This window comes from Poseidonibacter antarcticus (assembly GCF_003667345.1).
Taxonomy (GTDB): domain Bacteria; phylum Campylobacterota; class Campylobacteria; order Campylobacterales; family Arcobacteraceae; genus Poseidonibacter; species Poseidonibacter antarcticus.
The window spans coordinates 15,398-39,175 of the sequence record NZ_RCWF01000003.1 but is presented as its reverse complement, the minus strand read 5'-3'; the positions used below and the strand labels follow the sequence as shown (position 1 = coordinate 39,175).

The window sequence follows — 23,778 nt, the reverse complement described above, 5'->3', positions numbered from 1 at the left end:
TTTCCTCTTATAATTTAAATTTTATATCAATAACCTCTAAGTTTTTCGTTTCTTCTTTGTAAGTATTGAATACTGACCAGAAGAATAACCGAAAGTATTAACAGTAACGAAGAAGCCGCTAAAATCGTTGGACTAATTTGTTCTCTTAGTCCTGAGAACATCTGCTTAGGAATAGTTCTTTGTTCTGGACTTGCTAAAAATATTATAATTACAACTTCATCAAATGAAGTAATAAAAGCAAATAATCCACCTGAAATAATTCCTGGTTTTATGATTGGAAATGTAATATCAAAAAATGTTGATACTGGATTTGCTCCTAAACTATAAGAAGCTTTAGTCAAATTTTTATCATATGCATTTAATGATGTTAATACATTAATCACAACAAAAGGCACACCTAAAATTGCATGTGCAATAATAAGCCCTGTATATGTACTTAATAATCCTGTATAAGAATAAAAGAAGTACATACCAGCTGCTAAAATAATCAAAGGTACAATCATAGGCGAAATGAAAATAATCATTATTAAACTTCTAAAAGGCATCTTTTCAGAATTTAATCCCATGGCTGCAACCGTACCAAATACAATTGCAAAAAAACTACTAACAATTGCTATAAAAAATGAATTTTTAACAGACATCATCCAATTTGGACTATTTAAAAATTCTTTATACCATCTAAGTGAGAATCCATCAGGATCAAAACTTAGCATTTCAGGTGTAAATGTAAAAAATGCACCTGAATTAAAAGATAAAGGAACTAAAATCAATATAGGAAGAATTAAGAATATAAAAACTCCAATTGAGAAAGTTCTAATTAATCTATAAAAATTTTTATAAAACAGCTTTTCAATTTTTTCTATCATCTTTCTATCCTAATTTTAAACTATTAACACCAACTAATTTGTCGTAAACCCAATACAATGTAATAGTAATTATAAGTAATATACCACCCATTGCAGAAGCTAACTCCCAATTGTTTGATGTTCTCATATGAAACTCAATCATATTACTTATCATTTGTCCATCAATTCCTCCAACTAGTGCAGGAGTTATATAGTAACCAACAGAAATAATAAATACTAGAATTGCTCCAGCACTTAATCCTGGGACAGTTAATGGAAAATAAACCTTAAAAAATGTAGTAAAAGGATTAGCACCAAGTGATGATGAAGCTCTAATATATGTTTGATCAACAGAACGCATAGAACCATATAATGGTAAAACCATAAATGGTAATAAAATATGTGTCATTGTTATTATTGTTGCAAACTGATTAAACATCATGTCTAATGGTTGATTTATAATATTAAAATACATCATTACATCATTTGCAACACCTTTTTGTTGTAAAAGAGTTATCCAAGAAACTATTCTTACTAAAATTGATGTCCAAAATGGTAATAAAACAAAAATCATTAATAGATTTGCTTTACTTTTTGGAAGACTTGCTAAGTAGTATGATGTTGGATATGCCAAGATCATAGTAATTAGAGTAATTAAAAATGCCATATATAATGTTTTTAATAAAATAGGTAGGTATATTCTTAAAGATTCATCTTTTTGAACAATCTTCCCTTCAATATTAAATTCTAAATCTAGTGCAGATAAAACATAAGATAATGTAAATCCATCATTAGCTCTTTTAATTGTCATCCAATATTTTGGATTTTCCCATCTTTTACTGATATTTAGTAAAAAATCTTTATAAGATTCTATATTTTCAATATCAATCTTTTTAATTTTTCTTGAAGTCTTTTTAATAACACTTCCAAAACCAGGTACCATCCTATTTAACTCTTCTGATAAAACACCACTATTTCTTTCTTTTGCCAAAACTTTAAGTTCTGACAAAAGGATTTTTATTGTTTCATCTTTAGGAAACACATTTTGATATTTATAAGTTTGCATAGAAACAACCGTATTTGGAAGTAACGTTTTTATTTTTGGATTATATACCCCTTTTATAAGGATAATACATATTGGCGTAATAAAAAAAACCAAGACAAACAATAATAAAGGCGATACTAAGGCGAACGCTTTTAATTTTTCTTTTCTATCTTTTTGTTTAAAGGAATTATCTTCATTCATTATTCATTTACTCCCAAATAAGTTGCCTTATTTTTTTAATAACCAAGCATTAAATTTTTCATTTAATTCAGTACCATAATCAGACCAAAAACCACTATCAACTTTGAACCCTTCTTCTAAGTGAGCTGTTGGTAATTTATTTTGTTCTTCAGCTGTTAATAACTTAGTTCCTGATTTTCTTGTTGGTCCATAATTTACATCTTTCATTCCTGATAATGGAACAGATGAAGTAGATGATGCAATGAATTTTTTAGCTAATTCTAAATTTTTAGTACCTTTAACAATTGCCCAACCATCTAAATCAAATGCTTGTCCATCCCAAACAACAGTAAACTGTGTTAATCTACCATTTGCTGCTTGTGCTAAAATTACTGAACCATCATTTAATAATTGAGGTGCTTGTGACCATGAGTCAAACCAAATAACTGAGTCTTTAATAGTGTCAAGCTTTGCAAATGCTCTTTTAATACCTTCATCTGTTTCTAAAACATCATAAACATCTTTAGCTGCAACTCCATCTGCTATTAATGCCCATTCTAAGTTAATTTGAGCTCTTTTCTTTAATGCTCTTTTCCCTGGGAATTTCTTAAGATCAAATAAGTCATTCATAGTTGTTGGTTTAACATCTCCTATGAATTTTTCATTGTATGCAAATGCAGTTGCCCAAAAAATATTACCAATTGCACATTCATTAATTGCCATTGGATAAAAGTCATCTTTTGCATCAACTCCATCGTCACCTTTTGGTAAAAATGATGGATCAATTCTTTCTAATAAGTTTTCATTACAAGCTTTTTCTAAATCAACATATTCCATATCAATTACATCCCATTTAACTTGACCTGTAGATACTTGTGCTTTTAACTCTGCTGATCCACCTTTGTAATCATCAAAGAAAACTTTTACTCCTGATTGCTTAACAAAAGGATCAATCATATGTTTTTTCTGTGCTTTTCCATAATCTCCACCAAATGAAATTACTGTTAAAGTCTCTTGGGCAAAACTCGATACTGTTAATGATGCTACTAATGACGCTGCTAATACTATTTTCTTCATGTTATTTCCTTAATTAATTTTTTATTTTATGTAAAATTTTATACACACCTACCACAAAAGTAAAATTAGTTTGAGTCTCCTTTTTTATTAAAATTATTTACTAACATCTAATGCTCTACAATCTTTTCTATGCCATCCAATATCAATTTGATCACCTTTTTTATACGCGTGTGCATCCATTGATACAGTATGTCTAATAACAAAATCTTTTTTTTCAGCTCCAATATTGATTACTAATCTAATATGGTCACCTATATAAAGAATATCTTTGATTGTTGCTTTAAAATTGTTTTTGATTCCTAATTTTTCATCAGGAGATAAAAGAATCTTTTCAGGTCTAATTGAAACTAATGTACTATCACCTGTTTTATAATTGTTTACATTTAAAGCTTTAATAACTCCAAATTTAGTTTCAATATTAATAATTCCCTCTTCTTCTTCGTCATCTCCAATAACTTTTCCTCTAAATTGATTATTTTCACCCATAAAGTTTGCTACAAATGAATTTGCAGGTTCTTCATATAGTTTCATAGGTGCATCTATTTGTTGTGCTATTCCATCATTAAAAATTACAATTCTATCTGACATTGTAAGAGCTTCTGTTTGGTCATGTGTGATATAAATAATTGTTAATTTTAATTCTTCATGTAATTTTTTTATTTCATATTGCATTTGCTCTCTTAGTTGCTTATCTAAAGCACCTAAAGGTTCATCCATCAAAATAATTTCTGGTTCATAAATAAGAACACGAGCTAGAGCAACTCTTTGTTTTTGTCCACCTGATAATTGACCTGGATATCTTTTTTCAAAATCTAGTAATTCAACTAAAGCCAAAGATTTATTTACTTTTTCTTTTATTAGTTCTTTATCCATTTTTCTAATTTTTAAAGGATATGCTAGATTTTCTGCAATTGTCATATGTGGGAAAAGTGCATAGTTTTGGAAAACAACTCCAATATTTCTTTTATGAGGAGCAATATCATTAATTGCAACCCCATTTAAAGATATTTCTCCACTCGTTATACTTTCAAAACCTGCTAACATCATTAAACAAGTTGTTTTACCACTTCCTGATGGTCCTAACATTGTTAGAAATTCACCTTTTTTTACTTTTAAATTAAAATCTTTTACAACAAGTTTCTTATTATCATAACTTTTTTTGACATTTTCAAATACAACATACGAAGAATCCATTTTAAACCTTATTTAAATTATTTGTAATAAAAGTTTATTAGAATTATCTATTTATTATAATAATTTATTGTATATTTTTTAGTCAATTTAATAAAAGTTTATTAGAATTATGTATTTATTATAAAGATTTATTGAATTGTTGGTATATATTTAGATAGTAGTTTTAAAAAATTAATTTTTTTTCTAGTTTAAAAAATCTTTGATCTATACTTTATGAAATAACTGCCCATTTAATATTTATTATAATTGCACTTACAGAACTAATGGCTTATCTGTATTAATGTACTATATTTACTTATTAAATAATATACAAAAGGTTTAGCATTGTATATTATTTATTCATTTAATATACAAAATTATTAGTATAAATTGTATAATAAGAAAAAATATATAGGATTAAGATGAGAGAATTTATAGAAACTTATAATGAACATCAAGATGAAATTGAATTTTTTATACAAGAAAGTATTAAAAACTTAGGTAATTTATTTATACATAAACAAGATAATTTTGAAAAAGTTTTTAATGTTTTCCCTTCATTGGAACTTATTTATTTTACAAATAAAGATACAAAAATTCAGTCAGCATCAAACTATTATAGAAATAAACTAGACCCTGAAGCAAAGGGTAAAAATAGATCACATTTAATATCAAAATTAGAATTTAAAGAAGGTAATATAGCTTTTTCAAAACCTTATATTAGTTCTGCTACTAGAAATACTTGTATTACAGCAACTATTAAAGAAAATGACCAAATAATATTTTTAGATTTTAGACTTGATATTTTACTTGAAAAGTTAAATCTTATTGAGTTAAATCAAACTTTTCATAAGGTAACAAAAGGTTTTTATATTACTGCTGGTTTTTCAATGGTGTTATTATCAATTATGACTATTGGTTACTCTTTGTATGAATTTGTTTATTATATCTTTCTTGAAACTACATTAACTTTAGAAATGATTTTTAAACCTATTATTGCATTAACCTTGAGTATTGCGATATTTGACTTAGCAAAAACAATATTAGAACAAGAAGTATTTTTCAAATCATATTCTAAAAACTCAAAAGTTGAAACAAAAGTTTTAACAAAGTTTTTAAGTACGATTATTATTGCATTATCTATTGAAGCCTTGATTGTAGTATTTAAAATAGCACTTCACGATTATGACAAAATGATAAATGCCTTTTATTTAATTGCTGGTATTTCAGTAATATTATTATCACTTACTGCATTTATTCATTTTTCTAACAAAAAACATAAGTAATACTCGGAGTTTAGGATTCATTGTTTTAATATATATTGAAACAATGAATTCAGCTCCTAAATACTTAACTCTTTTGTAAGTTTTATTCTAGATGCTACACTTGTTATTAAAAAGTTTTTTTAGTTCATTTAAATATAAATAATAAGCGATAATAAAAATTCATTATATAATAATCAAATGCATATTTAATAAACAGTTTTAGAAAAATATCATAAAAATATACTGTATAATTAATTTATTATAATTAATTTCTGTATAATTAATTTATATAAAAGAAGGTTAAAAAATATGCAAGACTTTATAGCACAAGATGAAATCTCGAAAGAGATATTAAATTCAGCAAAATTATTACAAGCGGTTAACGTACATGCCTTAATATTAGGGGCTCCTGGAGTTGGTAAAAAATCACTCGCTCAGTACATTTTACCTAATTCAAAGATTTATAATTCGAAAATATTACAACAAGATATTCAAGATGAAGTAGTTATTTTACAAGATGATGCAATTATCATAGATAAAATTAATGAAATTACAAATGTAGATCTTTTTCTAAATTGGATAAGCACTAATAATATTAGGATTATTGCCATTTCAGATAATAATATGTTAAATCAGAAATTAAAAGATATATTTTCTATAAACCTTGAGATGCCTTCTTTATATAAAAGGGAATTAGATACAAAAGCATTAATTCATAAATTTTCAATTGAAGCTTCTAAAACTTTAGATATGGATATGATTTCAACATCAAAACTAATTACAAATATTACAAATAATAGTCATTCACTTAGAAAATCGATATACTTTTCTTATCTTTTTGAAACTATTGGAGAAGAAGAAATATTAATGTTTTTAGAAAAATACTTAGGAGAAAATTTAGGAGAAGAAAATGCATATAAAAATCTTCTTTACTTATTTGAAGTTCCTTTGATAAAAGCATCTACAAAAAAATATAAATCTCAAGTACAAGTTGCAAAACATTTAGGCTTAAATAGGATAACATTAAGAAAGAAATTAGAAACACATAAAGAATTATTATGATTGAATTAAATATACAAATAGAAGACTTAATATCACAAAAAGCAAGTGATTTTGAAATATCAAAAGTTTTTAAGAACTATTTTAAAAATTATGTAGCATCAATTGACACAACATTAGAAACTACTGGTGGAAAAGATTTTTTTGTAAAACATACAAAACACACTGACAAATTCTTAATCTTACTTTACAAATATATCCTACGAAAAAATTTTGGTTCTTATCAACCAATGAGTTCGTCAATCCCTATTAGTTTAATAGCACTTGGTTCTTATGGTAGACAACAACTTTGTATATATTCAGATATTGATATTATGATTTTATATGAAGAAATCAAGGGTTATAATTTAAAAGAAATTATGGAAGAGTTTATTACTCTAGCATGGGATTGTGGTTTAAAACTAGGTTCAAGAGTTCATGAATTAAAAGAAGTTGCATTAAGTGTTGAAGAGGATATAACTATTAAGAGTTCTATTTTAGAATCAAGAATGATTTTTGGTTCTAAATATCTTTGGTATGGATATGAAAATGTACTGCATCTTATTAGAAAAACAAACCAAAAAGAGTTTATTTTAGAAAAACTTGAAGAACATAAACAACGATTATTAAAATACCCACTAAATATGGAACCAAATATAAAAGATGGTTATGGTGGTATTAGAGAATCAAATATGCTATATTGGATAGCAAATATTCTATATGGAACTTCTGATACAAAAACTTTAATTGGTAGTGAATTTACTGAAGAAGAATATAAAAGGTATAGACAATCTTTAGAATATATTTTTCAAGTTAGAAATGCATTGCATAATATTGCAAGAAAAAAACAAGATCTTGTAACCTTTGATATCCTTCCTGATTTAAGTACAAAACTAGGATTTCAAAATACACCTCGTCATACAAAAGATAGACAATGTATGGCAAAACTTTTAAGATGTTTACATATAATTCATAGTTTCACAGTAACTATGGTCAAAAAATTCACAAGAAAAATAATCTATAACACTGATAATATTCCTAAATTAAAAGCTCATAGATATAAAAAGAATCTTTATATTGTAGATAATACTTTATATACATCTTTTAATGCAAAACCTAAAAGTTTAAATAATTTATTAAAAGAATTAATTGAATTACCTTCAACAGTACAGAGATTTGATAGATCTTATATTTATTATGCAAGTAAAACAAAACTTCCAAGTACACAATCTAAGGAATTAAAGAAAAATATTAAAGCAATGTTATTTAAAAAATCTTTATATCCAGTAATTAAATTAATTTATAATTCTGGCTTATTTCAAGCGATTCTTCCTAGTACAAAAAAAATTATTGATCAGCCACAATTTGATGGATATCATCAACATCCTGTTGATGTTCACTCAATTAAAACATTAAAGTTTGCAGAAAATATTAAAGATCCTTATATTCAAAAGCTTTTCAATTCTTTAACTAAACAACAACAAACTATTACAAAACTTGTAGCATTATTTCATGATATTGGAAAAGGAAGACCTACAGATCATCATATTGTTGGTGAAAAGTTATTTAAGACTATGGGTATATCATTTGGTTTTGATGAAGAACATATAAGAGTTGGATCTACACTTGTAAGATATCATAATATGATGTCCTATGTTGCTACACATGAAGATATATATTCAGAGAAAACTATTCTTAACTTCACAGGATTAGTAAAATCAGAGATTGCATTAAGAATGTTATATGTAGTTACATACTGTGATATTTCAGCTGTAGGAAAAAATATTTATAATAGTTCAATGGCTTCTCTTTTAAAACAGTTATATGCACAGTCACTCCCTGCTTTTGAGAATCAAGATTTATTAAATGAAAGTGCAAGAAGAGTTGCAAAACAAAATACTATTAAGAATTTAAAAAGATATAAAGAACTTCCAAATTTAGTTAAAAAGAAAATAATGTACATTTCTTCAAATCAGATATTCTTAAAATTAAAAGCTGAAGATATTTTAGATATTGCAATTAAAGCAAAAGATGTAGATAATTACATTTATAAAATAATGAATACAACTCAGTTAACAATTAGAATTATTAGAAATGTACCTTTAAACCTTGGTTATCTTTTAGGAAAATTAGAGTTTTTAAATATTGCATCAATGAATATATTTAAACTTTATGATAATAAGAAAGCATTTTATATTTCATTTACTGAAAAAGTAGATGATGAAGATTTACCTTTTATTGAAGAAATTATAAAAAGTTCTTTTGATATGACAAAAACTACTAAATCAATAATTCCTATAATCAAAAAAGAAAATATAAAAGTTAACTGTAATCATACAGCTTATCTAGCAGCTATGAATCTAGTTGTTAAAGATCAAAAAGGTTTATTTGCTTATATTGCAAAGATTTTTGATGATTTTAATATTGAAATTGAAAGTGCAAAACTTCATACAATTAAAGGATATGCAAAAGATTTATTTTTGATTGAAAAGAATGGTAATTTTTGTACTAAACAAGATGAAATTATTGATTTATTATGTATTGAGAATAAAGTAGATAAAAGTTAAAATTTTTATCTACTTTGAGTTTACTTATACTTGCTCTAAAATAGTAGGATTTTAAACAAGTACATAATAAGTCAAGAATATTAATAAACTTAAAATTTTTTTATTTAAGTCTACTTTTTACTTATTATTGGCAATTGCAGTTGCCATATTTATAAGATTTTGTGACCAATCTTTACTAAGTGTTGATTCTTTTATTACTTTTATTTTTAATTCTTTAGCAAGACTTTTTGCACTTTTATCTGAAAATTCACTTTGTGTAAAAATAGCTTTTATATTTTCTTCTTCAGCTTTTTTTATTAATTCTAAAAGTACTTTTGGTTTTGGCTCTTTTCCTTCTATTTCTATTGGAAATTGACTTAATCCGAAATCCCTTGCAAAATATCCCCATGAAGGATGGAAAACCATAAATTTTGAATCACTTGGTACATTTAATAGTAATTCTCTAATTTTTTTATCTGTTGAGTTTATTTCATCTAAAAATGCTAAGAAATTTTTCTTATAAAAATCTTTATTTTTTGAATCAATTTTTATTAATTCATTATAAATATTTTTTGCCATAATCTTTACATTTAAAGTACTTGTCCAAGTATGAGGATCTGGTTTTACATAAGTTTTTTTATCATGACTATGCTCCGCATTTTTACGCTTATGTTTTTTCATAAGAATATACTTTACACCTTTTGTCATAGAAACAATTTTCATATTTTTATTTTGTGTAGCAAATTTTTCTAACCATACATTTTCAAAACCAATATGTATTGGAAAATAAATCTGTACTTTAGAAAGTTCTCTTAATTGTGACGGTTTTGGTTCGTATGAGTGTGGATTACTTCCTGGTTGAACCATTGCAATAACATTAGCTTTATTCCCTGCTATTTTTTCAACAAAAGTTTTTTGAGGTAACAAACTAACTGCGATATTAATTTGAGCAAAAAGATAATTTGCAAAAATTGATATGATTAGTAGATATTTCATTTATTTCCTTTCTATATGCAAGCTAGTTGCAATTAAAGAGATAATATAAAATATTGGATTAAATGCAACTTAGTTGCATTTAACTCCTATTAATAATGAGTATAATTTAAACACTTTGAGCTAAGAGTTTAGCTCCTTTAAAATCTCTTTTACCAGTCCCTAGTTTTGGGATTTCATCAACTATTTTTATAATACTTGGAATCATTAGATTATTATCAAATGCAGAAATAATCTTTTCTTTTAAATCTTCAATAAACTCATCATCAACATTTGATATTAAAAGTATGATTTTTTCACCTTTTTTTTCATCTTCTATTGAAGTTGCTATATAATCTGTTAAGGAATCTTCATCTAGTTTTATAATTTTTGATATTAGATTTTCAATAGCACTTAAACTAACCATTTCTCCGCCTAATTTTGCAAATCTTGAATATCTATCAACAATAGTTAAAAAACCATCACTATCTAGCTTTCCTTTATCTCCTGTTATATAAAAAGTTCGTCCATTTATTTCTTTTAGAACTTCTTTTGTTTTTTTCTCATCTTTTAAATATCCTTTCATTACTTGAATACCAGAGATTAGAACCATTCCTTCTTCCCCTATTTCTAACTCTTCAAAAGTTACTGGATCTGTGATTTTTATTAATGTTCCAGGAAGTGCCATTCCTACTGTTCCTATTTTACTTCCTTTTTGTACAGTAAAATCAGGTGTTAAAACATCAGGTAAATTACAAGAAGTTACAGGTGTTGTTTCTGTTGTTCCAAAACCTTCTAAAATATCTTTTCCAAATTTCTTCTTAAAATCACTTCGTACATCTTCTCTTAATTTCTCTGCACCTGCTACTATTATTCTTAAGCTTTCAAACATTAAAGGATTTACTTTTCTATTTTTTGTATAAAGTCTAAAAAATGTTGATGTTCCTGTTAAAATTGTTGCTTTATATTTATAGATTAATTTACCTAATCCTAAACCATCAGTGGGATCTGGATGTGCAACAGTTTTAATTCCTTCAATTAAAGGGAGAAATGTTGTTACAACTATTCCAAAAGCATGGAAAGTAGGAAGAGAACCTACAAAAACATCATCATCATTTACATTTAAAACATTTGCGATTTGCTGTGAATTACCTAATACATTATCACTACTTAATTCAACACCTTTAGGTGTTCCTTCACTTCCTGAAGAGAATAAAATAAGTACAGTATCATCTTTTTTTATTTTCTTTATGTGTATAGCTTTAAGTAAAAAACTTGGTAAATATTTAACAGATAATAAAGTTAATAATCCACTAACTTTACTTATATCTTTTTTAATATCTTCTAAATATATAACCTCAACTAAATCTAACAATGAAGAAATATCTATACCTTTTGCTTTTAGTTTCTCTACAAATTTTGAAGATGCAATAATAGTTTTTATTTCTGCTTTTTCTACTGCTAGTTTTAGTGAATCTATTTGAGCTGTATAGTTTAAATTTACAGCTGTTTTTCCCATCATTAATACTGAATTATTTATAAAAGCTCCCGCTGCACTTGATGGAATTAGAAGTCCAATATTTTGACCTTTTACTTTTTTTTCTAGTAAATTTTTAAAAAGAATTGATGCTGTTAGAAACTTGTTCCCACTTAATTCTATACCTGTAGAATCTGCTATTATCATTTCATCTGATACTTCTTTTAACTTATCAAAAATAGTCTCACTTAGTGTTCCTAAATTTTTGATATGCTCTCTCCAAGATTTTGTAGATAAGGCAATAACTTCTTGTTTGATACTTGCAACATTTGCATTTTCTTTATTCATAACTTTTGAGAAAGAAACAGTAACGGTATTTGTTCTATAAGTTCTTTTTAGTTTATTACTTGCTCTACTAAACATAGACTCCCATAAACCTCTAATATAAAAAGATACAACACTTACATCATTATTTGTTTGTCTTAATATTAATTCAAAACCTCTTTTAAATTCCCCTAAATGTCCATTTCTTGTGATATTCCCTTCTGGAAATAAAACTACAATATTTCCAGCGTCTAACTCTTTTGCAACTGTTTGCATTGTAGTTTTACTTGAAGCTCCTGAAATTGGAATTGCATTAAACATTTTTAGTAACCATTTTAGATACCATTTATTATAAATAGATTTTTCCATAACAAATTTTACTTCTCTTGGAACAGACATTAAAATAACTGCCCAATCAATCCATGAAACGTGATTTCCTAATAATAAAACACCTTTATTTGAAGGAATGTTTTTAACGCCATTTACTTCTAATTTATACTTTAATCCAACAATAAGTTTTACGAATAATAAAAGCATAGATTGAGGAAATTTTACAACTGTATACATAGAACCTATAAATGTAATTGCAAGGATTATATATATTGTATTTAAAGGATCAAGTGCAAAAAATGATACTATTGTTGTCATACTTAACATTATAAACATTGCTAAAGAATTAAACCAATTATTCCCAGCTAGAATAGTTCCTAAAATCTTTTTATTTGCATTAAATTGTATTAAAGCATTTAGCGGAACTACAAATAATCCTCCAAAAACACCAAATAATAAAAATGACATAATAAGTAAAAAAGGTGTTTGTACAATAGTAGCTATATAAATCATAAGAGCCATTCCAAAAGCAGCAATAGGTATTGTTCCTATTTCAATATAATGCTTTGAAACTTTTGAATATATAATTGCACCAAGAGCTATACCAATTCCTGAAGATGCTAATACACCATTTATAACAAATACATCCGTAATATCTAAATACTGCTTTGCATACGATGGAAATACTGATAATAATGCTTGTGATATTCCCCAAAAAATTGAAAGTCCTATTATTGATAAAAAGATTATATTATTTGAAAAAATCGTATTTATATTTTTTACTAATAATTTTCCTTTTAGTAAATCATTTTTATTTAATTCTAAACGATCATTCTTTTTATATACTGTTCTTATTTTCTTTAGAATAAATAATGAAACAATCATTTCTAAAAAAGCTACAGGTAAAATATAATATGTTAAAGGAAGTATTTGACTAAGTAACTCTTCTTTTGTACTTAATAAATCTAAGTTATTTGAAGTATAAAAACCCTCAAAAATATAAGAAGTAATTCCTATTGCAAATAGTATTGCAAGAATAGAAATTGTTTGTAAAGCGGAATTACCTTTTGCTAGATTTTTTTTACCATAAATATCCAAAATCAAGCCAAATTTTGCAGGAGAATAAATAGCACTTTGTACAGCTAATAAAACTAAAGAAATCATAGCAAAATAAAAGTTTCCACTTAAGTATGCAAGTATCATAAGAACAGATAAACAAAAAGACGAAACTGCACCATAAATTAGTATTGTTTTTTTATTATACTTATCAGATAAATAACCACTTAGCGTAAATAAAAGTAAAAAAGGAATAATTATCATAGAATTTATAACAGAAATCCATATAACTTGTTCACTCCCATCAAATACTTTAAATGCAATATTTTGAAGTAAAACTTTATGTGAAACATCTACAAGAGCATTACAAAACACTACAAATAAAAATGCTAGTTTTATTGTAGATACGTTTTTTATTTTACTTATACTTTCTAATATAGCACTCATTAGTAAGCCTTTTTAAATTCTTCAATTGTATGACGATTGAAAATATATGGTTTAAATGCATTTAAAATATCAAGAACTAAAACCTCAGGTAAAAAGCCAGTTTTTTCTAAAACTTTTGTACTCAATTTTCTTTCTAATATAGCAAGTTTTTTACTTGTAGATACATATTCACTAATCAAATCAGTTGAAATATCATATTCTCTTAATTGTTTATATACATTTAAAACCTCAATTTCTGTCTTAAAATATACTTCTTTATCATCTAATAAATCTAAAGAAATTGCTTCATTTAAAATATCAATATCTAAGTCTTTTTTATTAATTGGATTTTTTATTTCACTTGATAACATTTGAATTGATTGTAATATCAAATCAGCTCTATTTTCAAAATTGATTTGATAATAATCAAAAAGTTCTTTTATATAATCAAGAGAAAAGTTAAGATTGTCTTTAAAATATTTAATCATATTTAAAACAGTGATTGTAATTTCAGGGTAATACTTCATATTCTTTGAAGTACTTAAAGTATTTGGTAATAAACCTTTTTTATAATAAAAAGAGATTGTATGATTACTCAAAGTACTTACCTCAACTAATTCAGACATTTTATAGTAGTTTTTATTTTCTATAACTTTCATTCTTATTCCTTAAAGTGAAGAGCTAAACTCTTTACTTTTGGAAGTATAGATTAATTTTATTTAAAAGTCAAGAGTTCTACTCTTTACTTTTAATTTTTATTTCTTTTTTCTCTTTTCTATATTTTTTTATTGAGTCTATTGAAAATATTACTAAAGCTATCCAAATTAATGAAAAAGTAATCATTTTATCAAAATTAAACTCTTCATCATAAACAAAAACAGCAAGTAAAAAAGCACAAGTAGGTCCGATATATTGTAAAAAACCTAAAGTTGTAAGTTTCATTCTTGTGGCTGCTCCATTAAATAAAAGAAGAGGAATAATAGTCATTAAACCACCAAGAGTTAGCATAATATTTATATAATTACTTGAATTTAGAAATGAAATAGAATCATTTGCATAAAGATAATATATTCCAATAAGTGCAAAAGGCATCATTATTAATGTTTCTACAAATAGTCCAACAATTGAGCCTACATTAACTTTTTTTCTAAGCATTCCATAGAAAGCAAAAGAAAAAGCAAGAGATAAAGAAACAATAGGAATAGAACCTAAGCTAATTAATTGATATAAAACTGCACAAAAAGCAATAAAAATTGCAAAATATTGATTTTTACTCATTCTTTCTTGAAAAAATAAAAAGCCTAACAATACATTTACTAAAGGATTTATATAATAACCAAGAGCAGTTTCCATTAACATATTATTTGTAACTGCCCAAATATAGATTAACCAATTTAAAGAAATAAAAAGTGTTGAAAAAGCTAAATATTTCAACTTCCGCACATCTTTAATAAGTAATTTATAAACATCTACTTGCTTAGTAAGATATAACAATGGAACTAATACAACAAATGACCAAATGATTCTATGAATCAACACTTCTAAAGGTTCAACACTTGAAACTTCTTTAAAATAAATAGGGGCAATTGCACCCCAAAATAAGAATGCAAATATACCATATATTTGACCTAGTTTGCTTTCACTCAAAATAATTACTTTATATTAAATTTTTTCAACTATAGCCAAAAATATTTTAAAATAAAGCTTTTATCTCTTCTGCATTTAAAACTTTACCTGTAGATTTAACTTCACCATTAATTACAAGACTAGGAGTACTCATAACACCATAATCCATAATTTTAACTATATCTTCAACTTTTTCAACTTGTGCAAATATTCCAGCATCAGCAACAGCTTTTTTTGCATTTGCTTCTAAAGCTTTACATTTTGAACAACCTGTTCCTAAAATTTCAATTTTCATAATTTTTCCTTTTTATAACTGTTTTAACACTATTTATAAAATTGCATTAAAAGCATATCCAACTAATAAAATAGCACTTCCTACGATACCAAAGAATATTCCGATTAATTTCATAGATAATACTCTTTTTAAAATCATTGCCTCAGGTAGACTAAGAGCAACTACTGCCATCATAAATGATAAAGCAGTTCCAAGAAGCATTCCTTTTGAAGTTAAAACCTCAATTAATGGAATCATTCCAGCAGCATTTGAATACATTGGTATTCCCATAACTACAGCTATTAAAGGCGTATACCAAGAATCCCCACCTGCATAATAAGCAATAGTCTCAGCTGGAACAAATCCATGTATAAACGCTCCAATTGCAATACCGATAATAACATAAAGATAAATTTTTGTGAATATATCTCTAGTTCCATCCCAAGCTTCATTCATATGATTTTTAAAACTATTTATCTCATTTAAATCATTTCCACTACAACAAGCTGCTGGTTTTATATCTATAAGTACTTCTTTTTCTAAGTTTAAACTTCCAATAATCAAACCTGCAACAATTGCAATTAATAATGCACAAGCTACATATAAAAGTGTGATTTTCCATCCAAATAATGAAAATAAAAGTGCAATAACAACAGCATCACTAAGTGGTGCTGATATTAGATATGAAAATGTAACACCTAAAGGAATCCTAGCTTGTAAGAAACCTAAGAAAAGTGGTATTGCACTACACGAACAAAAAGGTGTTAGCATTCCAAAAAAAGCTGCTAAAATATGTCCCAAAAGTTTATGCTTACCTTGTAGATAATCTCTTACTTTCTCAACTGGGAAATAGCTTCTTAAAAGTGAAACTAAATAAATAATAACAATAAGCAATATAAATATTTTTACTGTATCAAAAATAAAAAAATGAATTGCTTGTCCTAAATGTGTTGTTTTATCTAATCCTATTAAAGCATAAACTAAATAATCAACAAGTTTTTCCCATAATGTAAACATTTTTTACACTCCTAACGTTTCTTTTACCTTTGGAAGTAATTTTTCTTCAATTTCATTGTATGTATCAATAAATGCATCAAAACCTTTTCCATCTGGATCTTCAAAGCTAATATGAATAACTTTCACAGCTTTTGGAAACATTGGGCAAGTTTCATGAGCATTATCACAAACTGTAACTACTAAATCATAGGCATTATCTATAACTTTGTCAATAGTTTTTGAATGATATTCATCTTTCCAAATACCTTTTTCTTCTAATAACTTCTTTGCATTTGGATTAACTTTTCCACTTGCTTTTACACCTGAAGAATCAGCTACTACACCATCTAATTTTGCATTTATTAATGCTTCTGCAACTATACTTCTACAAGAATTTCCTGTACATAAAATTAAAACTTTCTTTTCCATTTTCTAATCCTTTTTATTTAATATATTTTGTTACTTTAAAATCACTCTTATTAATAAATATTATTCAGCCCATTTAAGGAAATCATAATATTCTTTTGCATTTTCAGGGGCTACTTGTTTATAATGTTTATAATATGAAAACTTTTTATCATCTATATATTTATAAATATCCTCTCTTTGAATTTCATCATCATAAGCTTTTGAAACATCATTTTTTAATACTCTTAAATATTCCAATGTTGGTTTATAAGAGTTTTTATCAAACTGCTTTCCATGTCCACCCATTACATATTTAACATTCATAGACTCTAATTTTTCTAAAGCTTTAATCCAATTATCAAGATTTGAATATTTTGCAAACTTAACCATTCTTCCATTAAATACAATATTTCCTGCAAATATGAAATCTTCACTAGGAACGAAAACTGCAATATCCGAAACTGAATTTGATGAATTGCTTAGTTTTAAAACTTCAATATTTATATTTTTACCTTTGATAATATATTTATCATCTGTAAAAATATCTGCTTGTACTATTTTTGAATTTAAATACTCCTCTTCTGTCGTGATTTTTGGTATTCTATTAAACTTTTCTGAATTTTCTTCTAACTCTTTTACTACTGTTTTATGTGCAATAATTGGAATCTTTTTCTCTTTATAAAAAGAAGCACCTGTATATCTATCATCGTGGAAATTTGTCACAATTACATAAGAAATCTTTTTATTATGTTTTTTACTTATAAATTCACTTAACTCTTTTGCAAAATTATATGTAGGACCCGCTTCAATTACTACAATAGAATCTCCAATATCAACAGTACAAACATTTGATACAAAACCTTTATTACTCTTCATAGGTGGATTAAAATCACCTATGAAACAATCAATATTAGAAGTAACTTTTACAGCTTTAAAATCATAACTATTTGCAAATAAACTAAGAATTGGCAAGATACATATCAATATAATTTTTTTCATTTTAAAACCATGCTAATGATAATAATACTATTAATAATACTGGTGGAGTAATGATTAAACCAAATTTACTATATTGAGCAAATGAAATATTTACACCTTTTTTTGCTAAAACGTGTAACCATAAAAGAGTTGCTAATGAACCAAATGGAGTCATTTTAGGTCCTAAATTACAACCGATAATATTCGCATAAGCCAAAGCTTGATTTGGAATATCTTGTAAAGCTATATCCATAATCATAACAGTTGGCATATTATTCATAATTGCTGATAAAATTGCAGCTAAAAAACCTGTTCCTACAATTGCAATAACATCACCTCTGTGACTTAAATCTTGTAAAATCACCGCTAAATAATCAGTTAATCCTGCGTTTTTTAAACCATAAACAACAATATATAATCCAATACTAAACCATACAACTTGCCAAGGTGCATCTTTTATAATTTTTACAGGTTCAACAGTTTTAAATATACTTGCAATAATAAGGAAGATAATTCCTCCACCCAATGCAAATACTGAAACAGGTAAATCATACATATCTCCAATGAAATAGCCTACTAATAAAACAGCTAAAAATATCCATGCAATATAAAAAAGTGTTTTGTTTTTAATCGCACTTTGTGGGTCTTTTAATAAAGAAATATCAACTTGTTTTGGAATATCTTTTCTTAAAATTATCCATAAAAAAACAATTGAAGCAAATACACTTACAATATAAGGTATTAACATATTTGAAATATATTCACTAAATCCAATATTAAAATAGTTTGCAGTTACAATATTTGTAAGGTTTGAAAATACCAAAGGCAAAGACGCACTATCACTAATAAATCCACCTGCTAATAAAAATGCAATAATTGTTTTTAAATTTAATTTTAATATTTTCATTTGAGCCAATAAAATTGGAGTTAAAATAAGTGCTGCTCCATCATTTGCAAATAATGCAGAAACAAAAGCACCTAATAAAATAGAATAAACAAACATTTTCATTCCATTGCCATTTGAAAACTTTGTCATTTTCAAAGCACACCATTCAAAAAATCCAATTTCATCTAAAACAAGTGATAAAATAATGATTCCTATAAACGAAAGTGTTGCATCCCAAACTATATTTGTAACGATTAAAACATCTGAAAAAGAAACAACTCCTAAAACCAATGCAATAAGTGCACCAATTACAGCACTTGTTCCTATTTGTAAATCTTTTGGTTGCCATATTACAAAAATTAATGTAATAATAAAAATAGCACTTGCTAATATCATATTTTTTCCTAAAAAGTATTTTGTGTATTAGTTACATCAATATATTAATATATCTTGATGTAATTTTATAAAAAAAAAGCAACTTTTCAGTTACTTTTCTTCCATTCCTATAATTTCTGGTTTTAACATATAAATATATGTATCAACATCTAATTCATCATATCGCTCAACTGTTACAGAAGTTCTAACAAACTCTTCACCTTCAAACTCATCTAAACTATCCCAATGATTTATTAAATTTGATGAATAAAATAGAAACCCGTGAATAGTATCTCTTTTTTTATCAAGTCTAATTCCAGGGTAACCCATACTAGCAGACCAACCTGCATCTACTAATTTCCCTTGTACAGTTGCTGGAACAAATTTACCAACTATATTTTCTAAAAAATACGCATTTGGACAATTTGGCATCAAAGTACCATATACAAAAAGTGTTTCAGTCATTTTGAATTACAAGCCTTTATTAAATTTGGTAGTTCTATTTCTAATGTCATTATCTCTTTTATAGAACTTTGTCTAAACTCATCAAGTGGAGACCTAAGACTATAATAAGCCCAACGCCCTACTCTCTCAACTTTTAAAAATCCCGCTTCTTTTAATATTTTAAGATGTCTTGAAAGTCTAGATTGAATCATATCAAAAGAGTTTTCTAAATCACATACACAACATTCGCCATGAATATTTATAAATTTAATTAACTTTATTCTAGTTTCATCATTTAACGCTGAAACAGATTTTAAAAATATATCCATGCTTTTCCTTATAATTTATGGAAGTGTATCATAATATTTTTTATATATCAATATATCTTGATGTATATTTATTTTCTTTTAAAAGAAAGAATTATTTTATTATTCTCATTTACACCTTATCCTCTTGATATTTAGTAATTCCAATACTTTTATTCAAGTATCTTTTTTCTAATGTTTTTTTATAAGCACTTGCCAATACTTCTATTTTTAATATATTTCTAATATTTTCTTGGTTTTCTTTGGCATTATAAAAGCATTTATTTATAAACTCTATTGAGATATTTGGATATTTTCTTTCTTGTAAAATAAACTTATCATTTTTAGATATTTCCCCTTCTTTTAGTACTCGAAGTTGAAATCCTGTTTTCCCTTCTTTTACAACTATTGATGTGAGATTTTTAATTTCACTTATAAAAGATATTTTCCAACAGGGGAGTCTTGGTTGGCATACTTCTAAAACTGCATTTGAACAAGTAAAAATATCCCCTAAACAAATATCACTATCATCACAATTTTCTAAGATGATATTTTCACCAAAAGCACATTCTTTTAAATCTAGTTTATATTTGTCTTTAAAAAAATTATATGCACCTTGTGTATAAACACAAAGTGCTCTATCTTTTCCACCGTGAGATATTTTATCTGATTGTGTATCAGCTTTTAATCCTAAAGTAGTTACAAAAATATCATCATTTATCTTTTGTTTTTCATAGCTACTTTTAAAACTTGTATCTCTTTTTTTGAAAGTTTTTTCACTTCCTACATAAATATTCTTTATTCTTAATCTCATTTTACGGATTAATCATTTGAATAATAAGTGGTAAAAAAACTGCGGTTAAAATTCCACTAAGTCCCATGGCAAGCGCTGAAAATGCTGCTGCTTTTTCACCTATTTCAATTGCTCTTGCTGTTCCTATTCCATGTGATACTAAACCTAATGCAAAACCTTGCGAAGTTTCACGTTTTACATTTATTAATTTAAAAATACTTGTACCAAAAATTGCTCCAATCATCCCTGTAATAACCACAAAACCAACTGCTAGTGAAGGTATTGCTCCTATTTGTTCAGAAGTAATTACTGCAATTGGTGCTGTTATTGATTTTGTTGTCATTGATAAAATTGTAGGAAGTTCTGCTCCTAAAGCCCATAATAAACCAACTGCTAGTACGATTGAAAATACACCTGCTATAAAAAGTGTAGCAACAATTGGAATAAAAAGTGCTTTTAAATGCTTTAAATTATTATACAAAGGAAGAGCCAATGCAACCGTTGCTGGTCCTAAAAAGAAGTGAATAATTTCAACACTTTTAAAATACTCTTCAAAAGATGTATTTGTGTAAACAATCAATGATAAAATTATAATATATGAAGTAATAATTGGTTGTAATAAAGTATGTTTATTAAACTTCTCATAAATTATAATTCCTAATTTATATGAAAGCAAAGTTACTACTAACCACGTTAAGGGTGTTTGATTTATATACTCTAATAATGCATTATAATTCATTTTTATCCTCTACTTTTTGTGTTAAATAATCCATAAATTTCGATGCGAAAACTAAAGCTACCAATGTACCAACTACCAAAGAAATTAAAATTGCCCAAAATTCTCTTGTAATAACATCTATTTGTGTGATAATACCCATAGCTGCTGGAATAAATAAAAGAGGTAAATATCTTAAATGCAAGAATACAGCTGAATCTAAACTTGGAAAACTACTTTTCTTAATCATTAAAAAAATAAGTAATAAAACCATTCCAATTACTGGACCAGGAACTAGTAATTCAAAAAGTTTTGAAATACATTCACCCAAGAATTGAAATATTAAAAGTGTAATAATTCCTTTAAGCAAGAGGATCTTCCCCTCTTTCCCATGAACCTAAATACTTCTCAATTAAGTGAAAATCTTCACCACCGTGTTGAGTAAAGGTAATATATTGATTCTTTAAATCAATCTCAAATAAAGTATGAACTATTTCCATATAACGTAAGGCAATCTCACGACGTTGTTCAATAGTTCTTCCTTCTCTAATATCAAGGTTCATTAAACAAATATCATCAAGAGGGTTAGCTCTTCCAATTGTAAGATTATATTTTTCATACTCTCTAATACTAATAGCAATATGATCAGTTCCTGTATCCATAACGCTTGAAAAAACATCTCTTATTTCATCAACAAACTTATTTTTTGTTTCATTTGATATTCTTTTATTTATTTCAAATTGTAAATGTGGCATTTATTCTCCTTTGAATAACTTGTAAATAGAAGAAAAATCCTCTTTACCTTCACCTCTCATTTTCATTTTTGAAAACAACTCTTTTGGAATAGCAGCAGAATATAAAGGTCTTTTAAGTGTATATGCTAAATCTTGTAATAAATGTAAATCTTTATTTATTGCATCATTTGAGAAATGTGCAGAAAAATCTTCGTTGATTAGTTTTTGTTTTTTCCCATTTAAAACAAGTGAAGAACCACCACCAACACCTAAGATATTTAAAGCCTCTTCTTTAGGAATACTACAAGCTTCAGCCAATGATGTACACTCAGCAATAGTTGCCATAAATGAACCTAGACAAAGATTATTGATTAGTTTCATTTTTGTAGCACTTCCTTGTTTTTCTAAAAAGAAAATCTCTTTCCCAAGTTTTTCAAGTAATGGCTCTACTTCTTCAAAAACTTCTGGTTTTCCAGAAGATACCAAAGTTAATGCTCCTGATAATGCAGGGGCAACACTTCCAAATACTGGATTTTCTAAATATTTAGCACCCGCTTTTTCACATAATTCATGAAATTTTAAAACTTCTTCATAATGATGTGTACTTAAATCAATAATAGTTTTACCTTTTAATTCATCACATAAAAGTCCATTTTCCATATTAAAAACATTGTCAACAGCAGGAGAATCAAATAAACACATAAAAATTACATTACAAGTTTTTAGTAACTCTTTTGGAGTATCTACTACATCAAAACCTTTATCTATTGCTGTTTGTTTTGTTCTATTATATGTTAATACATTTTCACCAACTTGCTTTAATCTTGTAGCAATTGCTGTACCTAAATTTCCAAGTCCTATAAATCCAATTTTCATAAAAAGTCTCCAAAATATATTTTCCTATGATTATAATCAAGCATAACTAATTTGTCAAATTATATATTTGTTAATTTGCCGTTAAAATTAATGTCTTATAATCCCAAAAAGGATTTAAAATGAACAAATTTTTCAAAAGAGACTTGGCAACCTCATTTACAACATTTATTTTTATTGTAATGGCAACTACTGGTGTATTTATGTTTTATCATATTTTGGATAACTACACAAAAGAAATGCATAAAATTCTTGGTTTAGCTTTTGTAGCAATTGTATTTTTCCATGTTTTCTTTAATTGGAAGGGAATGAGAAGTTATTTTAGTAAAAAAGTATTTTTATTCTCAGGAATTGTAGTATCAGTAATAGCACTTGGTTTTATTGTAAATGCACCAAAAGGTACAAATGTTAAAAAAACAATAATTATGTCTGTAATTAATGCACCAATAAATGATTCACTTTTAGTATTTAATAGTAATTTAGAAAATGCAAAACAAAAGTTAGAAAAAGCAGGATTAAAAATAGGAACTGCTACAACATTTCAAGAAATAGCAAAAGTAAATAAAACTTCACCTTTTAATATTATAAATATAATAACAGAAAAATAGATGAGCTAA

At 26.2% G+C, this 23,778-nt stretch carries 24 protein-coding genes; 4 read left to right on the top strand and 20 right to left on the bottom strand.

Going from position 1 to position 23,778, the window contains the following annotated elements:
• Positions 1 to 26: 26 nt before the first annotated feature.
• The 4 genes from D9T19_RS05150 to D9T19_RS05135 form a co-directional block, all read right to left on the bottom strand.
• On the bottom strand, positions 27 to 866 hold the full coding sequence (locus D9T19_RS05150; protein ID WP_121627154.1) for an ABC transporter permease: 840 nt from the start codon (positions 864 to 866) through the stop codon (positions 27 to 29).
• A 4-nt stretch (positions 867 to 870) separates the two neighbouring features.
• Entirely contained in the window at positions 871 to 1,911 is a 1,041-nt protein-coding gene (locus D9T19_RS05145) for an ABC transporter permease (RefSeq protein ID WP_205588688.1), read from the bottom strand.
• A gap of 207 nt (positions 1,912 to 2,118) precedes the next feature.
• Complete coding sequence (locus D9T19_RS05140; protein WP_121627152.1) at positions 2,119 to 3,147, bottom strand: ABC transporter substrate-binding protein; 1,029 nt, start codon at positions 3,145 to 3,147, stop codon at positions 2,119 to 2,121.
• A gap of 93 nt (positions 3,148 to 3,240) precedes the next feature.
• Positions 3,241 to 4,341 carry an ABC transporter ATP-binding protein gene (locus tag D9T19_RS05135; RefSeq protein ID WP_121627151.1) on the bottom strand — a complete coding sequence of 367 codons (1,101 nt, stop codon included), beginning with the start codon at positions 4,339 to 4,341 and terminating at the stop codon, positions 3,241 to 3,243.
• A gap of 401 nt (positions 4,342 to 4,742) precedes the next feature.
• On the opposite strand from D9T19_RS05135, the gene D9T19_RS05130 reads away from it, so the two are divergent.
• From D9T19_RS05130 to D9T19_RS05120, 3 genes are all read left to right on the top strand, one after another.
• Positions 4,743 to 5,606: a hypothetical protein gene (locus D9T19_RS05130; RefSeq protein ID WP_121627150.1), complete on the top strand. Its 864-nt coding sequence runs from the start codon at positions 4,743 to 4,745 to the stop codon at positions 5,604 to 5,606.
• 288 nt (positions 5,607 to 5,894) lie between these two features.
• A complete protein-coding gene (locus D9T19_RS05125; protein WP_121627149.1) occupies positions 5,895 to 6,647 on the top strand; it encodes a P-loop NTPase family protein in 753 nt (250 codons plus the stop codon).
• A complete protein-coding gene (locus D9T19_RS05120; RefSeq protein WP_121627148.1) occupies positions 6,644 to 9,190 on the top strand; it encodes a [protein-PII] uridylyltransferase family protein in 2,547 nt (848 codons plus the stop codon). Before D9T19_RS05125 ends, D9T19_RS05120 begins: the two co-directional genes overlap by 4 nt.
• 117 nt (positions 9,191 to 9,307) lie before the next feature.
• Here D9T19_RS05120 and D9T19_RS05115 read toward each other — a convergent pair whose 3' ends face one another.
• The 16 genes from D9T19_RS05115 to D9T19_RS05040 all read right to left on the bottom strand — a co-directional run bounded on the left by D9T19_RS05115 (position 9,308) and on the right by D9T19_RS05040 (position 23,164).
• Complete coding sequence (locus D9T19_RS05115; RefSeq protein WP_121627147.1) at positions 9,308 to 10,165, bottom strand: metal ABC transporter solute-binding protein, Zn/Mn family; 858 nt, start codon at positions 10,163 to 10,165, stop codon at positions 9,308 to 9,310.
• A 106-nt stretch (positions 10,166 to 10,271) separates the two neighbouring features.
• Positions 10,272 to 13,775 (bottom strand): acyl-[ACP]--phospholipid O-acyltransferase, encoded by a 3,504-nt coding sequence (locus D9T19_RS05110; protein WP_228197969.1) that lies wholly within the window; start codon positions 13,773 to 13,775, stop codon positions 10,272 to 10,274.
• Positions 13,775 to 14,413, bottom strand: a complete 639-nt coding sequence (locus D9T19_RS05105; protein WP_121627146.1) for a MerR family transcriptional regulator — start codon at positions 14,411 to 14,413, stop codon at positions 13,775 to 13,777. Before D9T19_RS05105 ends, D9T19_RS05110 begins: the two co-directional genes overlap by 1 nt.
• Positions 14,414 to 14,489: 76 nt before the next feature.
• On the bottom strand, positions 14,490 to 15,401 hold the full coding sequence (gene rarD / locus D9T19_RS05100; protein WP_121627145.1) for an EamA family transporter RarD: 912 nt from the start codon (positions 15,399 to 15,401) through the stop codon (positions 14,490 to 14,492).
• Positions 15,402 to 15,447: 46 nt separating this feature from the next.
• Positions 15,448 to 15,675, bottom strand: a complete 228-nt coding sequence (locus D9T19_RS05095; protein WP_121627144.1) for a thioredoxin family protein — start codon at positions 15,673 to 15,675, stop codon at positions 15,448 to 15,450.
• 33 nt (positions 15,676 to 15,708) lie between these two features.
• A complete protein-coding gene (locus D9T19_RS05090) occupies positions 15,709 to 16,671 on the bottom strand; it encodes a permease (RefSeq protein WP_121627143.1) in 963 nt (320 codons plus the stop codon).
• Between the two features lie 3 nt (positions 16,672 to 16,674).
• Entirely contained in the window at positions 16,675 to 17,079 is a 405-nt protein-coding gene (locus tag D9T19_RS05085) for an arsenate reductase ArsC (protein ID WP_121627142.1), read from the bottom strand.
• Positions 17,080 to 17,139: 60 nt separating this feature from the next.
• Positions 17,140 to 18,057, bottom strand: a complete 918-nt coding sequence (locus D9T19_RS05080; RefSeq protein WP_121627141.1) for an MBL fold metallo-hydrolase — start codon at positions 18,055 to 18,057, stop codon at positions 17,140 to 17,142.
• Position 18,058: 1 nt separating this feature from the next.
• Positions 18,059 to 19,318: an arsenic transporter gene (locus D9T19_RS05075; RefSeq protein ID WP_121627140.1), complete on the bottom strand. Its 1,260-nt coding sequence runs from the start codon at positions 19,316 to 19,318 to the stop codon at positions 18,059 to 18,061.
• 90 nt (positions 19,319 to 19,408) lie between these two features.
• Positions 19,409 to 19,762 carry a gamma-glutamylcyclotransferase family protein gene (locus D9T19_RS05070; protein ID WP_121627139.1) on the bottom strand — a complete coding sequence of 118 codons (354 nt, stop codon included), beginning with the start codon at positions 19,760 to 19,762 and terminating at the stop codon, positions 19,409 to 19,411.
• Complete coding sequence (locus D9T19_RS05065; RefSeq protein WP_121627138.1) at positions 19,759 to 20,070, bottom strand: ArsR/SmtB family transcription factor; 312 nt, start codon at positions 20,068 to 20,070, stop codon at positions 19,759 to 19,761. Before D9T19_RS05065 ends, D9T19_RS05070 begins: the two co-directional genes overlap by 4 nt.
• Before the next feature lie 109 nt (positions 20,071 to 20,179).
• On the bottom strand, positions 20,180 to 20,860 hold the full coding sequence (locus tag D9T19_RS05060) for an MOSC domain-containing protein (protein WP_121627137.1): 681 nt from the start codon (positions 20,858 to 20,860) through the stop codon (positions 20,180 to 20,182).
• Between the two features lies 1 nt (position 20,861).
• Positions 20,862 to 21,578 carry an LrgB family protein gene (locus tag D9T19_RS05055; RefSeq protein WP_121627136.1) on the bottom strand — a complete coding sequence of 239 codons (717 nt, stop codon included), beginning with the start codon at positions 21,576 to 21,578 and terminating at the stop codon, positions 20,862 to 20,864.
• A complete protein-coding gene (locus D9T19_RS05050; RefSeq protein ID WP_121627135.1) occupies positions 21,568 to 21,924 on the bottom strand; it encodes a CidA/LrgA family protein in 357 nt (118 codons plus the stop codon). Before D9T19_RS05050 ends, D9T19_RS05055 begins: the two co-directional genes overlap by 11 nt.
• Positions 21,917 to 22,309, bottom strand: coding sequence for a tautomerase family protein (locus tag D9T19_RS05045; RefSeq protein WP_121627134.1), 393 nt, complete (start codon positions 22,307 to 22,309; stop codon positions 21,917 to 21,919). The genes D9T19_RS05050 and D9T19_RS05045 overlap by 8 nt, the downstream gene beginning before the upstream one ends.
• Positions 22,310 to 23,164: an NAD(P)-dependent oxidoreductase gene (locus tag D9T19_RS05040; protein ID WP_121627133.1), complete on the bottom strand. Its 855-nt coding sequence runs from the start codon at positions 23,162 to 23,164 to the stop codon at positions 22,310 to 22,312.
• Positions 23,165 to 23,283: 119 nt separating this feature from the next.
• On the opposite strand from D9T19_RS05040, the gene D9T19_RS05035 reads away from it, so the two are divergent.
• Entirely contained in the window at positions 23,284 to 23,769 is a 486-nt protein-coding gene (locus D9T19_RS05035) for a DUF4405 domain-containing protein (protein ID WP_121627132.1), read from the top strand.
• Positions 23,770 to 23,778: the final 9 nt, after the last annotated feature.

What these genes read in the sequence shown, in the direction of transcription:
- D9T19_RS05085 (WP_121627142.1), bottom strand. Translation starts at nt 17,079, where the DNA reads ATGGAAAAGAAAGTTTTAATTTTATGTACAGGAAATTCTTGTAGAAGT.
- D9T19_RS05045 (WP_121627134.1), bottom strand. Translation starts at nt 22,309, where the DNA reads ATGCCACATTTACAATTTGAAATAAATAAAAGAATATCAAATGAAACA.
- D9T19_RS05075 (WP_121627140.1), bottom strand. Translation starts at nt 19,318, where the DNA reads ATGATATTAGCAAGTGCTATTTTTATTATTACATTAATTTTTGTAATA.
- D9T19_RS05070 (WP_121627139.1), bottom strand. Translation starts at nt 19,762, where the DNA reads ATGACTGAAACACTTTTTGTATATGGTACTTTGATGCCAAATTGTCCA.
- D9T19_RS05115 (WP_121627147.1), bottom strand. Translation starts at nt 10,165, where the DNA reads ATGAAATATCTACTAATCATATCAATTTTTGCAAATTATCTTTTTGCT.
- D9T19_RS05080 (WP_121627141.1), bottom strand. Translation starts at nt 18,057, where the DNA reads ATGAAAAAAATTATATTGATATGTATCTTGCCAATTCTTAGTTTATTT.
- D9T19_RS05035 (WP_121627132.1), top strand. Translation starts at nt 23,284, where the DNA reads ATGAACAAATTTTTCAAAAGAGACTTGGCAACCTCATTTACAACATTT.
- D9T19_RS05135 (WP_121627151.1), bottom strand. Translation starts at nt 4,341, where the DNA reads ATGGATTCTTCGTATGTTGTATTTGAAAATGTCAAAAAAAGTTATGAT.
- D9T19_RS05145 (WP_205588688.1), bottom strand. Translation starts at nt 1,911, where the DNA reads ATGCAAACTTATAAATATCAAAATGTGTTTCCTAAAGATGAAACAATA.
- D9T19_RS05140 (WP_121627152.1), bottom strand. Translation starts at nt 3,147, where the DNA reads ATGAAGAAAATAGTATTAGCAGCGTCATTAGTAGCATCATTAACAGTA.
- D9T19_RS05130 (WP_121627150.1), top strand. Translation starts at nt 4,743, where the DNA reads ATGAGAGAATTTATAGAAACTTATAATGAACATCAAGATGAAATTGAA.
- D9T19_RS05105 (WP_121627146.1), bottom strand. Translation starts at nt 14,413, where the DNA reads ATGAAAGTTATAGAAAATAAAAACTACTATAAAATGTCTGAATTAGTT.
- D9T19_RS05125 (WP_121627149.1), top strand. Translation starts at nt 5,895, where the DNA reads ATGCAAGACTTTATAGCACAAGATGAAATCTCGAAAGAGATATTAAAT.
- D9T19_RS05095 (WP_121627144.1), bottom strand. Translation starts at nt 15,675, where the DNA reads ATGAAAATTGAAATTTTAGGAACAGGTTGTTCAAAATGTAAAGCTTTA.
- D9T19_RS05065 (WP_121627138.1), bottom strand. Translation starts at nt 20,070, where the DNA reads ATGGATATATTTTTAAAATCTGTTTCAGCGTTAAATGATGAAACTAGA.
- D9T19_RS05150 (WP_121627154.1), bottom strand. Translation starts at nt 866, where the DNA reads ATGATAGAAAAAATTGAAAAGCTGTTTTATAAAAATTTTTATAGATTA.
- D9T19_RS05055 (WP_121627136.1), bottom strand. Translation starts at nt 21,578, where the DNA reads ATGAATTATAATGCATTATTAGAGTATATAAATCAAACACCCTTAACG.
- D9T19_RS05110 (WP_228197969.1), bottom strand. Translation starts at nt 13,775, where the DNA reads ATGAGTGCTATATTAGAAAGTATAAGTAAAATAAAAAACGTATCTACA.
- D9T19_RS05120 (WP_121627148.1), top strand. Translation starts at nt 6,644, where the DNA reads ATGATTGAATTAAATATACAAATAGAAGACTTAATATCACAAAAAGCA.
- D9T19_RS05090 (WP_121627143.1), bottom strand. Translation starts at nt 16,671, where the DNA reads ATGTTTACATTATGGGAAAAACTTGTTGATTATTTAGTTTATGCTTTA.
- D9T19_RS05060 (WP_121627137.1), bottom strand. Translation starts at nt 20,860, where the DNA reads ATGAGATTAAGAATAAAGAATATTTATGTAGGAAGTGAAAAAACTTTC.
- D9T19_RS05040 (WP_121627133.1), bottom strand. Translation starts at nt 23,164, where the DNA reads ATGAAAATTGGATTTATAGGACTTGGAAATTTAGGTACAGCAATTGCT.